The sequence below is a fragment of the Enterococcus sp. 5H genome, from assembly GCF_028128615.1.
Lineage (GTDB): Bacteria > Bacillota > Bacilli > Lactobacillales > Enterococcaceae > Enterococcus_L.
Genome location: NZ_AMDP01000043.1, coordinates 60,582 through 73,779, shown reverse-complemented (window position 1 = coordinate 73,779; position 13,198 = coordinate 60,582). Strand labels below are relative to the sequence as shown.

At 33.6% G+C, this 13,198-nt stretch carries 13 protein-coding genes; 11 read left to right on the top strand and 2 right to left on the bottom strand.

Annotated features, from left to right (window positions below; all coding sequences use genetic code 11):
- Nucleotides 1-27: 27 nt before the first annotated feature.
- Entirely contained in the window at nucleotides 28-2,037 is a 2,010-nt protein-coding gene (gene metG, locus C240_RS12995) for a methionine--tRNA ligase (protein ID WP_271496471.1), read from the top strand.
- A gap of 66 nt (nucleotides 2,038-2,103) precedes the next feature.
- Here the strand turns inward: metG and C240_RS12990 are convergent, their stop codons facing one another.
- The gene (locus C240_RS12990) at nucleotides 2,104-2,694 is read right to left on the bottom strand and encodes a hypothetical protein (protein ID WP_271496468.1); all 591 of its coding nucleotides are present in this window, start codon (nucleotides 2,692-2,694) and stop codon (nucleotides 2,104-2,106) included.
- A 92-nt stretch (nucleotides 2,695-2,786) separates the two neighbouring features.
- Nucleotides 2,787-4,982 (bottom strand): HelD family protein, encoded by a 2,196-nt coding sequence (locus C240_RS12985; RefSeq protein WP_271496465.1) that lies wholly within the window; start codon nucleotides 4,980-4,982, stop codon nucleotides 2,787-2,789.
- Between the two features lie 219 nt (nucleotides 4,983-5,201).
- On the opposite strand from C240_RS12985, the gene C240_RS12980 reads away from it, so the two are divergent.
- The 10 genes from C240_RS12980 (at nucleotide 5,202) to C240_RS12935 (ending at nucleotide 13,119) form a co-directional block, all read left to right on the top strand.
- Nucleotides 5,202-5,972 carry a TatD family hydrolase gene (locus tag C240_RS12980; RefSeq protein ID WP_271496462.1) on the top strand — a complete coding sequence of 257 codons (771 nt, stop codon included), beginning with the start codon at nucleotides 5,202-5,204 and terminating at the stop codon, nucleotides 5,970-5,972.
- Nucleotides 5,969-6,535 (top strand): ribonuclease M5, encoded by a 567-nt coding sequence (gene rnmV / locus C240_RS12975; RefSeq protein WP_271496459.1) that lies wholly within the window; start codon nucleotides 5,969-5,971, stop codon nucleotides 6,533-6,535. The genes C240_RS12980 and rnmV overlap by 4 nt, the downstream gene beginning before the upstream one ends.
- A gap of 25 nt (nucleotides 6,536-6,560) precedes the next feature.
- Nucleotides 6,561-7,442, top strand: a complete 882-nt coding sequence (gene rsmA / locus C240_RS12970; RefSeq protein ID WP_271496456.1) for a 16S rRNA (adenine(1518)-N(6)/adenine(1519)-N(6))-dimethyltransferase RsmA — start codon at nucleotides 6,561-6,563, stop codon at nucleotides 7,440-7,442.
- A 123-nt stretch (nucleotides 7,443-7,565) separates the two neighbouring features.
- Nucleotides 7,566-8,075 carry a GNAT family N-acetyltransferase gene (locus C240_RS12965; RefSeq protein WP_271496452.1) on the top strand — a complete coding sequence of 170 codons (510 nt, stop codon included), beginning with the start codon at nucleotides 7,566-7,568 and terminating at the stop codon, nucleotides 8,073-8,075.
- A 495-nt stretch (nucleotides 8,076-8,570) separates the two neighbouring features.
- On the top strand, nucleotides 8,571-9,662 hold the full coding sequence (locus tag C240_RS12960; protein ID WP_271496449.1) for a tyrosine-type recombinase/integrase: 1,092 nt from the start codon (nucleotides 8,571-8,573) through the stop codon (nucleotides 9,660-9,662).
- A gap of 254 nt (nucleotides 9,663-9,916) precedes the next feature.
- Nucleotides 9,917-10,669: a helix-turn-helix domain-containing protein gene (locus tag C240_RS12955; RefSeq protein WP_271496446.1), complete on the top strand. Its 753-nt coding sequence runs from the start codon at nucleotides 9,917-9,919 to the stop codon at nucleotides 10,667-10,669.
- A 104-nt stretch (nucleotides 10,670-10,773) separates the two neighbouring features.
- A complete protein-coding gene (locus tag C240_RS12950) occupies nucleotides 10,774-11,427 on the top strand; it encodes a hypothetical protein (RefSeq protein ID WP_271496443.1) in 654 nt (217 codons plus the stop codon).
- Nucleotides 11,428-11,461: 34 nt separating this feature from the next.
- The gene (locus C240_RS12945; RefSeq protein ID WP_271496440.1) at nucleotides 11,462-12,565 is read left to right on the top strand and encodes a DUF916 and DUF3324 domain-containing protein; all 1,104 of its coding nucleotides are present in this window, start codon (nucleotides 11,462-11,464) and stop codon (nucleotides 12,563-12,565) included.
- A 2-nt stretch (nucleotides 12,566-12,567) separates the two neighbouring features.
- The gene (locus tag C240_RS12940; RefSeq protein ID WP_271496437.1) at nucleotides 12,568-12,885 is read left to right on the top strand and encodes a hypothetical protein; all 318 of its coding nucleotides are present in this window, start codon (nucleotides 12,568-12,570) and stop codon (nucleotides 12,883-12,885) included.
- 9 nt (nucleotides 12,886-12,894) lie between these two features.
- Complete coding sequence (locus tag C240_RS12935; RefSeq protein ID WP_271496434.1) at nucleotides 12,895-13,119, top strand: hypothetical protein; 225 nt, start codon at nucleotides 12,895-12,897, stop codon at nucleotides 13,117-13,119.
- Nucleotides 13,120-13,198: the final 79 nt, after the last annotated feature.

Below are 13,198 nucleotides of genomic sequence, written 5' to 3'. Positions count from 1 at the left end.
GAGAATGCTAAAGGAGGATGTTTCTGCATGTCAGAAAAAGAAACATTTTATATCACTACCCCGATTTATTATCCAAGTGGACAATTACATATTGGTAATTCATACACAACCATTGCTTGTGATGCGATGGCTCGCTATAAACGTTTAATGGGATTTGACGTTTTTTATTTAACAGGTGTGGATGAGCACGGCCAAAAAATCGAGAACAAGGCAGCAGAATTAGGTGTTACACCAAAAGAATATGTAGACAAAATGGCAACTGATGTCCAAAAATTATGGAAAACACTGGATATTAGCTACGATAAATTTATTCGTACAACTGATGATTATCACAAAAAAGCGGTTCAGCAGATTTTTGATCGCTTATTAGAACAAGGTGATATTTATCTTGGTGAGTATGAAGGCTGGTATTCTGTTTCAGATGAAGAGTATTTTACTGAAACACAATTAGCCGAAGTTTATCGCGATGATGAAGGTAAAGTAATCGGTGGAAAAGCGCCAAGCGGGCACGAAGTAGAGTTAGTGAAAGAAGAATCTTACTTCTTCAAAATGAGTAAATACGCGGATCGTTTAGTTGATTACTACAATGAACATCCAGAATTTATTCAACCTGAATCACGTAAAAATGAAATGATTAACAACTTCATCAAACCAGGGTTAGAAGATCTAGCTGTTTCTCGTACGACATTTTCTTGGGGTGTACCATTAACAAATGATCCAAAACATGTCGTCTACGTTTGGATTGATGCGTTGTCGAACTATATTACAGCGTTAGGTTATGGATCAGAAGATGATAGCCTATTCCAAAAATATTGGCCAGCAGATGTTCATATGGTCGGCAAAGAAATCGTACGTTTCCATACAATTTATTGGCCAATTATGTTAATGGCGTTAGATCTGCCATTACCTAAAAAAATCTTTGGTCATGGCTGGTTATTGATGAAAGATGGGAAAATGTCTAAGTCTAAAGGAAACGTTGTTTATCCTGAAATGCTTGTGGAACGTTATGGCTTGGATGCTTTACGTTACTACTTATTACGTGCTATTCCTTTTGGTAGTGATGGTGTCTTTACGCCAGAAGATTTTGTGTCTCGTCTAAACTATGATTTAGCCAATGATCTAGGGAACTTATTAAACCGCACGATTGCGATGATTAACAAATATTGTGATGGTCATGTACCCGCATATGCCTCAAAAGTAACACCGTTTGATAGTGAGTTATCTACTACAGCTGCAAACGTGATTGGTAAATATCATGAATCGATGGAAAAAATGGAATTCAACACAGCGATTGCTGAAGTTTGGACATTGGTTTCTCGCGCGAACAAATATATCGATGAAACACAACCATGGATTTTGGTGAAAAATGAAGAAAAGAAAAATGAATTAGACAGTGTGATGGTTCATTTGGCTGAAAGCTTACGGATTGTGGCGATTCTTTTACAACCAGTGATGACTGAAACACCGAAGAAAATTTTTGAACAACTGGGCCTGGACCCTGAAACAATGAATATGGAAGAAATTCATTTTGGTGAGTTCCCAACTGGCATTAAAGTTGTAGCTAAAGGTACACCAATTTTTCCTCGTTTAGAGATCGATACTGAAGTAATTTACATTCAAAAGAAAATGTCTCAAAATACGCAAACAACTGCAGAAGAAATCAAATGGGACCCGAATGAAACAGAATTAGCTTCAACGAAAGAAAAACAAATTAAGTACGAAGATTTTGATAAAGTAGAATTAAAAGTAGCAGAAGTTATCGACTGTAAAAAAGTTAAAGGCGCTGACAAATTACTGCAATTCCGCTTAGACGCTGGAGATAATCAAGACCGTCAAATCCTTTCAGGAGTTGCTGAATTTTATCCGGATCCAAGTGCTTTGATCGGTAAAAAAGTCGTGATCGTTGCCAACTTAAAACCAAGAAAAATGCGCGGTGAAATCAGTCAAGGAATGATCCTATCAGCAGAATCACCTGAAGGAAAATTACAGATTATTGACGCGCCAAAAGACATGCCGAATGGGGCAAGTATTGCGTAAATTTTTTGTTAAATAAAAGTATAGAGAGCAAGAAAAACTAATCTCAGTTTTTCTTACTCTCTAATTTTATAGTTTCAATTTTTTATTTGTTTTAAATCGATGGAAACGTGCAGGTAAAATCATAATTAAAATGGCATATGGAACGCTAATAATTGTCCAAGTTAATGATCGGCTTAAACTATTATTTTGATAAAGCCAATTTAACAAGAAATGCAATCCAATCATACTTGCCACGACAAAAAGCATTACCAAATAATCAGGTTCATTTTTTACGATTGTTCGAATAATGGCACCGATTAACGGAACAAGATAAAAATAAGCACTCGTCAATGAAATCCGCCAACTTTTTGCCACCGTTCCTAAATTAACAAGGAAAAACAAAATGGACAATACAATTCCTAATGGCGGGAAAAAAGCTATCAACATTGAATAAACAGCTGCCCACAAAATCATCAATGGCCCTTTAACAATCGCAGCAATTGCAATAAATAATACAATGAGAAGTATTTGCTGTGTCATTGTGCCATAAGCCAACAAACCAAAAAGAATAAGCAACAACCAGTGCCAAAGCGTATTAACTTGCGGTTTTCTTTGAATCGTCACGTTTTTACGAATGGCTGACTTTAAAAAATCGGATTGCTCAAAATAATTTTTCAACAAATAGTCACTCCCATCAAATGAATCTAGACTGACCATTAGTTTACTGCCAATTAATAGAAAGCACATCGGACTAAAGTCGGTTTTTTAAATCATTTATTTGCTAAACCAGATGAAAGTAATTCAGTAAGTGTGCCAATATAAGGTAAAAAGACTTGTTTCATACCGCGGGAAACGGCTGTATAAAGAATTTTCTTCTCCCGCTCACTGGTGCCATAATGGCTAGTTGAAACATTATGAATAATCACGTGGTCAAATTCTAGACCTTTTGCCATATCGATTGAAAGCACTTGGATTTTTTTATCATGAAAGGTACCGATCGTTTCTAAAAGTTGTTCTTCTAATAAAAAGGCATCATCCTTATATTTGGTAATAATCGCCAAGTCTTCACCATCCGCTAAATCAGTTAAGATAGCGATCAAAGTATTCAAATAAGTTTCTTGATTTTCACAAGGAATAAAAGCTGGTTTTTCTCCATCTTTGCGTATTGGTACAATAGTAAGTTTCTCATGATTCGTCACCAAAGTTTGGAACAGTTTAGTAATTTCTTTACTGGATCGATAGCTGTTCAATAATTGATAAGAAGTAACTGTCCGTCTTGACGCAGCAAGTAGTCTTTCTAAACCTAGAAAACTAATAGATGTATTGAAAATTGCCTGATTTTCATCACCAGCCAAAGTAAAGTTCGCTTGTGGGAATAATTCCAGCAATAAAAGAATTTGAGCTTCTGTATAATCCTGCACTTCATCCACTAAAATAAAAGCCATTTGACGATTAGACAGATCTTCGATAAAGATATGTTTTAGGAACAATAAAATGACAACTTCATCAGCGGTGTATTCAGGACTATTTTTTTCATAAGGAATGTGCTGAAAACTTTCGTAAAGGGTCTGGAAAAGTAGCCAAGGATCAAACCAGCTAAATTCAGTAATTAAGGTGGTGATTTGTCGGTATTTTCTTTGCAAACGTTTCAGTGCAAATTCAGCTAATTCTTGTTCATTATCATCGGTAATGATTGTATCAAAATACTTTAATTGTTCCGCTTCAGTCAGGTTTTGCATTTGATCCAGCATTTGTTTTGATTTCGCTTGTTTGATTAAGTAGCGATTCCATAAGCTTAAAAGTTTTTCCTTCGTTGCAGACAGTCGTTCTTTGATGGATGAATTAGCTGGTGTCTTTTTGTAAAGTTCAAAGATCGTTTCAGCTGTAAATAATGGCTTACGCTGGAATAAAATTGGTTTAAATAACTGTGGTTGAATCAAGTCAGGTTCTTTGAAATCTTGAATAAATTCAACGAAAGCTTGGGATTGAATTACCTGTTGCTGCTCAGAAACTTGTTCAGCAGTTATTCGATTAAAATAAGCTTCTTCACTTTCGATAGCTGCTTTTTTTCTCAAGGTAAATTTTAGAAACTGAAGTAATGTTAAATTCATCGGGTTTCGCTCTCCCAAATTAGGCAGCACTTGAGAAATATAATCAATAAATGTTGAGTTTGGTGATAATAAAAGAATATCATCAGCTGTAATTTGTGAACGATGATTATACAATAAATAAGCGATTCGCTGCATGATGGCAGATGTTTTCCCGCTGCCGGCAATTCCATTTACTAACATTAGAGGATGACTTTCATCTCGAATAATTTCATTTTGTTCTTGTTGAATCGTCGTTGTAATATCTTTCATGTATTGAGAAGAGTCTGCTTTCAAAGAATGAAGCAAAATATCATCTTGGATAGCTAAGGTAGTATCGAAAAAATTAAGTAAACGATCTTCTTCAATGATGAGCTGTCTTTTCAGATTTAAATCTACTGGAATTTCATGTTTGTTGACCTTGTAGCTGCTAGTACCTAATACGTTGTTATAAAAAAGCGAAGCAACAGGAGAGCGCCAATCATAAATCCGTGATTCACCCTCCAAATTTGTAAAATCATTCATGCCAATGTAAAAAACGTCGCGGTCAGAGCCCGTGTCTAAGAAAGTAACATCAATTTTGCCGAAGTAAGGAACTTGAAGCAAGCGATTAACTTTTTCTAACTGCTTTGCAATAGAAGCATTTTTTAAATTCAATTGATCGATTTCTCTGTTTTTCATTTCCATCATGGAAAAGGTATCTAGATTATCTAAGTAACTATCAAAATTTAATTTAGTATCGCCGCCGAATTGTTCTAGTACGGATTTTCCGGTAGTGTTGACTTCATTGATTGTTGCTTGGTAAGACGTTTGTGCCGTAAGTAATTCTTCATAAACTAAGTGTAGATGGTTCGTTTCTTGGGTACGATCGTTAGACATAGTATTTCCTCCAGACATCAGGTGGTGTAACGGAATAGTATAAGCGGTTTTTAAGAAAAAAGCAATCATTAAAATCAAGCACTTTATAAACGTTTGTCCATTCAGCTTTTCATAAAAGTGTGATAAAGTATAGAAGACAAAGAAGAAACGCTAACGTTAAATGGAAATAAACGCTGTTTAGAGAAGATTCGTTAGATATTTACTAAGGAGATAATAGATATGATATTTGATTCCCATACCCATTTAAATGCTGAACAATTTAATACAGATATCCCAGAAACAATTCAACATGCCAAAGAGCTAGGTGTGACCGAGATGGCAGTTGTTGGCTTCGATACACCTACTATTGAAAAATCACTACAATTAAGTCAAAAATATAAAGAGATTCAAAGTATTATCGGTTGGCATCCTACAGAAGCTGGCAGTTATACAGCAGAAATCGAGAAAAATCTACAACACTTATTAACAACCCCAAAAGTCGTTGCATTAGGTGAAATTGGTTTAGATTATTATTGGATGGAAGATCCTAAAGAAGTCCAAGATCGTGTATTTAGACGTCAAATTGCGATTGCTAAAGAAATGAATTTACCGATTAGTATTCATACAAGAGATGCGATGGAAGATACGTATAAAATATTAAAAGAAGAAGATATTCGCGATATTGGCGGAATTATGCATAGTTTTAGTGGTGATCCGGAATGGATGGAACGATTTTTAGATTTAGGGATGCATATTTCATTAAGTGGTGTTGTAACATTTAAAAAAGCGGTTGAGGTACAAGATGTAGCTAAAGCAGTTCCTTTAGATCGTTTATTAGTTGAAACAGATGCACCTTATTTAGCTCCAGTTCCTTATCGAGGAAAACGTAACGAGCCAGGATATACACGCTATGTGGTCGAAAAAATCGCTGAATTACGCGAAATACCCTTTGAAACAATTGCAGAACAAACAACAGCAAATGCACATCGGTTATTTAGGTTAGTCAAATGAGCGATAAATTAAGAATCGAAGAAATTATAGTCGTAGAAGGTAAAGACGACACCAGACGAATTCAAGAAGTTGTGGACGCCGATACCATTGAAACAATTGGTTCAGCAATCAATGATGAAGTATTAGCCCAAATTGAGCATGCACAAGAAACACGTGGTGTAATTATTTTTACAGACCCTGATTATTCAGGAGAAAAAATTCGTAAAACCATTATGGATGTGGTACCTGATGCCAAACATGCTTTTCTTTCTCGTCGTTTAGCAGCACCTAAAAAACGCGGTAGCAGCCTTGGGGTAGAACATGCTAGTGATGAGGCTATTTTAGAAGCCTTAGAAAAAATTGTAACACCTGTCCATGAAGTCGATGATTACCAAGAAATACCTAGACAAACCTTGATCGAATATGGTTTAATAGCGGGAGCTCATGCAAAAGAGCGCCGAGAAAAATTAGGAGACGAATTGCGGATTGGCTATACCAATAGCAAGCAATTAACCAAACGATTGAAAATGTTCAGGATTACTGAACAAGAATTAATAGAAGTAATGAATGACTTAGATAAATAACCAAAGAAAAATCGGAGGAATCAATTTGACAGAATATAAAGAAATAGCCACCCCTTCAAGAACCAAGGAAATTTTGAAAAAACATGGCTTTTCATTTAAAAAAAGTTTAGGACAGAACTTTTTAACAGAACCCAATATCTTACGCAAAATAGTTGAAACAGCTGGAATTAATTTACAAACAAATGTGGTAGAAGTAGGTCCCGGAATAGGTGCATTAACAGAACAATTGGCTAAAAATGCGGCACAGGTTCTTGCCTTTGAAATTGATGATCGTTTAATTCCCGTGCTAGAAGACACGTTAAGTCCATATAATAATGTAACTGTCATCCATGAAGATGTTTTAAAAGCGAATTTAGTAGAAACAACAAAAGCAGTTTTTAAACAAGATTTTCCAATTAAAGTTGTAGCAAATTTACCCTATTATATTACGACACCAATCATGATGCACTTTTTAGAATCAGCACTAGAAGTTGAAGAAATGATCGTAATGATGCAAAAAGAAGTAGCTGAACGAATTTCAGCAAAACCGGGAACTAAAGCATATGGCTCATTATCGATTGCTGTACAGTACTTTATGGAAGCAAGCGTGGCATTTATTGTACCTAAAACAGTTTTCGTTCCTCAGCCGAATGTCGATTCAGCGATTATTAAGCTGACGAAACGTGAAAAACCAGCAGTTGAAGTAACAGATGAAAAAGAGTTTTTTAAATTAACGAAAGCATCTTTCCAATTGCGACGTAAAACATTGTGGAATAACTTAACTCATTTTTATGGAAAAGATGAACCAACTAAAGCATGGTTAACAACAAGTTTAGCTGAAGCGGAAATTGATCCGTCTCGACGAGGAGAAACACTATCGTTAGAAGAATTTGCCCGATTAAGTAATACATTGGAGAAAAATCGGTAATAAATGTGAAAAATCAAAGGATAGGGTGAATCTTTCTACAGATTTATTCCTATCCTATTTTATAAAATCATATGAATACAACAGTAATGAGAAATAAAGAAAACGGCAAGGTGAGAAATTCAGATGACTATTATTGAAACGAAACGTTTAATATTAAGAGAACTATCAATGGATGATAAACTTGATTTGAAGAAAGTTCTTTCAGATCCTGTTTCAATGAAACACTATCCACATCCGTTCACAGAACAAGAAGTTGAAAGCTGGATTAGTTGGAATTTAAATAACTATAAGAAGCATAATCATGGTCTGTGGGCAGTAGTATTAAAAGAAGAAAATCTTTTGATTGGTGACTGTGGAATTACCATCCAAAATATTGAAGGGGAATTTTTACCTGAGATTGGATTTCATATTATCAGTGATTATTGTAACAAAGGTTATGCTACTGAAGCTGCATTTGCATGTAAACAGTATGGATTCGAACAACTTAATTATTCCAAGATATACTCATACACTTTACTTGAAAATAAAGCGTCACAAAAAGTTGCCCAGAAAATAGGCATGCAATTTTTTAAAAGCTATGAAGATCAGCAAGGAACGCATGTTGTACAAATAGCAAATAGATCAGATAAATAAAACTGAATCTTTTTTTGTTTTTATAGGTAAGTATTTATTTTGTATAGAAAAATAAGTTTAAAACTAAAAAATAGAACAAGCCCTTCAATTTGGGGTTTGTTCTATTTTTTAGTTTTCATTTACAGAAAAGGCGCTCTTTTCCGGGTAGTTTAATAATAGAAAGGCTACCGAAATATATTGGTAACGATTATTTTTTATTCATTGCATTTTTCACACTATTAAATTTCATGTTTTTTGTAAAAAAATAATGAAATTTCTTGTTATATTTACAAATAAGAATAATATAAAATGTATGTTGTTTTTGTTTTATCTCAGCTGATAATATAATGTTTTTTTGACTTTGTCAATACTATTTCATGTTTTTTTATTTTTTTGATTGATATATTTACCTTAAATCCTTGGTTTTTAGCGCTGTTATGGAATAGATTTTATTCGCCGTCAAATCGCCGTCAAAAAATCGGGAATCATTTATGATTAGAAAAGGAGAGATACCAGATGGTTAGAAAAGGAGAAAATATTTATAAAAGAAAAGATGGTCGCTGGGAAGGAAGATACATAAAAGGAAGGAAAAGCGATGGAAGTGCTATGTATGGATATATCTATAGTAAAAAGTACTTAGATCTAAAAGAAAAACTATTAACAATGAAAGCATTATATTCACATAATTACACCTTTAAAACAATTGTTTACCAAGGAACATTTAATGATTGGGCAACTTGCTGGCTATCTGAAGTACAAATACAATTAAAGCCCAGTACATATGCTAGCTACACAAATAAAATGGAAAAACATATTTTGCCTTACTTAGGTGATCTTCCTTTACAGTCAATTACAACATCGATTCTAAATAAGTGGGTGAAAAAACTAGAAAATCATTTGTCACCTAATTCTGTACGGATTATCCATCAAGTATTGATGTCTTGTTTTATTGCAGCGGCCAAAAGATCCTTGATTTTAGAAAACCCATGCAAATCAGTTCTTTTACCTAAAAAAACGCCAAATAAAGTAGAAGCAATTACATCCTATGAACAAAAGAAATTGAAAAAACAAGCTTTAGTGCATCCAAAAGGGATGGCAATCGTCTTAGCTTTGGAAACGGGCATGAGAATCGGTGAAATTGCTGGATTAAAATGGGAAGATATTGATTTTTCGACTAGTCTACTTACAGTAAAACGGACGGTTCAAAGAATTCAATGTAAAAAGGATGGAGACAAAAAAACTCAGATTATTGAAGGTCCTCCAAAAACGCTTGCTTCTAAGCGAAGTATTCCTATTTCTAAGAAATTGAATAATTACTTAGCCAAACATAAACTAAAAAGCCAAGGAAACTTTGTATTAGGCGGGATGAAGCCCGCAGAACCAAGATTAATATCTTTTTGGCTGAAAAAAATATGTCAAAGTATTCATTTCACTAATATTCATTTTCACCAACTAAGACATAGTTTTGCGACGCGGTGTTTAGAAAAAGGAGTAAATATAGCAACAATCAGCGCTTTGTTAGGACATCGTTCTACCAAAATGACATTAGATACTTACGTCAGCTCTTTTCTATCAGAAAAAAGAAAAGCGATTAAATTAATCAGCTAGGCTATTTACTTTTCAAAAATTTCTATTTTTGAAAAGTGATAGTCTTTATCTTTGTCTTCATTTAACGATCGTTTTATGAGGAGAAATTGAAGCTTACATATGGATTTTATATTCAGTTTAACTTTTTATAGACATTCGCCGTCAATTTTGCCGTCATAAGTAGTATTAAGTTCTGATTGAAGCAGTTTATGAGTGATTTTCGTATTTGTAAATAAAATAAGAAAACTATCGAAAATTATATTGGGAGGAAGAAAATGGGAAATACTATCGGCATATTACATTTTGAAACTGATTCCGAGCAGAATAATAACTTTGATAACTTGATAAAAACAGTTCTTAATGAACAAAGTTACTCACTAATTGAAATTAAAGAGAAGAAGCAAATAGGTCTATTAGATGGCTTAATAATTAAAGTAGAAAAATCTTCTGACTATGTTCAAGTGTTTCAATGGTTGATTGATCTACAAGATGACTTTTCTTTATTCATTTGGATTCTTTGTGGAGATGAGGAATCTGAGTTGGTTAAGCTATATCCTCATTTGAGTAAAAATTCAGTGATAGAAATACTTAAGTCAGATCACAATGTCGAAATGCTAAGTACCGTTATAAAAAATGCAATCAATTACAAAAATCATTTGCTAAATAAAACGGAAGAAAAAAAGGTCTCGGAAGATCATTTTTTAGATCAATCAAAATTAAGTTTGGTGGTTCGTGACAAAATCATAACATTAACCAGAAAAGAATTCAAAATTATAGAACTGCTTTATAGGAACATGGGGAAAGTTGTTACGTATCACGAAATTAATCAAGTCATTTATGGTGATTTGATGGAAGATCCAATAGCTAAATACAGAGTAGCAAATTTCATTTTCCATATTAGAAGTAAGTTAAAAGCACAGAGTTATTTTGAAATTGAAATTGTTCGTACGAAAGGCTATGTTCTAACTTGCTCAAAAATCGAAAGTAGTTTTTCGATCAAAACAAATGAAAAAGTTCTACAGCAGTAATGCTGTAAAAATCACGAAAGTTAAGCTGGAGTCGTAACATTAGTACACCTAAGGAATATCTGTACGTTCTAAGTAAATATGTAAAGAAATGGATGGCTAAATGAGTGAAAGAAAAAAAGAATTATTATCTAAACTATCGGAATTATTATCTTTGTGAAGTCATCTTGGTAATTGGGTGGGTTACAAATTTTATTTTATTTTCAAGGTTTTACGAAGAAGCTGTGTTTTATGTAGACAAAAAAGCAAAATTCATCATTCAGCTACTGTTTATGGTGAATTATTATTTGGACGATCTACTGAAATTTTTATTTGTTTCATTTTTACTAATGACTCTAAATTTATTTCTTATTTTGATGTTTTACATTAAGAACAAGCGATCAGTCATGAAACGAAAAGAAATAACCTATGCAATGGTTTTATTTTTAGCCATTATTGGAATTAATGGGATAGCGTTATTAAAGACGATTGTTTGGCCGTTGTTTCTATTGATATTTATCACTTCTTTGACGATTGTCTATATCATCTATGTGATTACCAAATATTTGCATGATGAAAAAGATGAATCTTATGAGGAGAACGAACAACTCAAAGTAGCGGGTCCTTTTCAAACAAAAGAAATGGCTGAAACCTACTCAGAAGAATTTTTATCTCATTGGGCGAAAGAGTTTGAAAAAAAAGGCTATTGCTTAATAAATAATATAAACAATGACTCTAAAAATGAATGGCATGTTGAAATTACTGTTAAATCAATCAAGTAAGAATAGATTTTAGTTGTTAGGAGGCAGTTTACTCATGAAAAAAATGAATACCATCGCTTTAACTCTAATGGGTATCTTTTCACTATTTTTTTTTGCAAATCAAGTGAATGCAGCAGATAAGGATGATAATTTAGGCTACACGGTAACGCTTGTAGAGCCAAATACACAAATAGATCCCACTAAAAGTTATTTTTATGTGGAAACGACACCAGGAGAATCTCAAACACTGGAAGTAAGAGTTAAAAGTACAAAAAAAGAAAGTGTTCATATTAAAATTTATGGCACTAATGCTATTACAGGAGATGGCGGTACGATTGAATATAGTGATGACAAAAGTTTGTACGATCAGACATTAAAAGAACCTATAACATCGATGATTAAAGTAGAAACGCCTGATATTACAGTTGAAAATTACGAAGAAAAAACTGTAAAAATCCAATTGACTCCGCCAAAAGAAAAGTATGATGGTGTGAAAATGGGGGCACTTGTTTTCGCATTGGATCAAGGTGAAGGAGCTAAAAGTGGGGTCTCTACTGAATTTGCTTATCGAGTAGGATTAATTACTTCTCAATCGGGAGATGAGTTTAACAATGCGCAGACCTTGAATTTAAACTCGGTGAAAGCATCAATTAAACGTGGGAAAAAAATGGTTTTGGCGAATCTCCAAAATCCTGAACCTAAAGTATTAGAGAATTTAAACATTGTTGCTACGATGACGAAGAAAGGAACCGATGAAGTTGTTAAAAGAAAAACGGTAGAAAACTACAGTATGGCTCCAAACAGTGTTTTTGATTTTGAAATAGATTGGGGTATTGCAGCGTTGCCTTCTGGAACTTATACCCTAAGACTGGATGCATCTAATGATTACCAAGAATGGCAACTCACTAAAGATTTTACAATTACAAATCAGCAAGCAAAAAAAATGAATGAAGAAAGTGCCTTTAAAATTGTAACACCAAGTTGGATTAAGGGGACGACGATTTTGTTAATAATTGTTGTTATTGTAGTTATGCTATTGTCTCTCCTAAGAAGAAAGAAATGGGAGAAGCAGTGGAAGAAAATTAGAATTGCTAGACGGAAAAAACAAAGTAACCAAAAGAAAAAACGAAAAAAAATTGATAGAAGAGATGGTGAATAAAGATGAAAAAAACTTACTTTATTTGGCCGATGTTTATGGTAATGTGTGTATTTTTAGCATTGTTCGGTCATGCATCCACTGTTTTTGCCGATCAAGAGAAAACCGATGCAGGTATTTCGTTTGACCAATTTGTTGAACCGGAAAAACCAAAGCCGCCGATTTATGAAACCAAACCACCACAATTACCTGCAACCAGTGGAGTATTGCCCCATTTAGGACAAATGATGACCTCTTTTATTTTGTTACTGCTAGGCGTTGCTTGTTTGATTGTATTTTTAGGCGTAATCAGTTTACGTAAAGTTTATAGCATACATGTATAGGAGAATGATATGAAAGATTATTTGTGGGTTTATATTTTAGGAGCACTGGCCTCAGTATCGTTATTGTTTTTTCTAGTGACGCTTTCCAGAGATGTCTTTTTGGTAAGAAAACTAAGGAAAAAACGTGTGTCTTTGGCACTTAATTTTAGTTTTTTGATCCTATCGATTGTGAGTCTTTCTTTGATTATCTATCTATTTATATTATTAAAAGATCAAATCAAATTGATTGGATAGTCATTGATTTAACATAATTCTGTGAACGATTTATAACAGTAACTGTCGCCAATCTTATTTACGTTAAATAAGAAAGGTG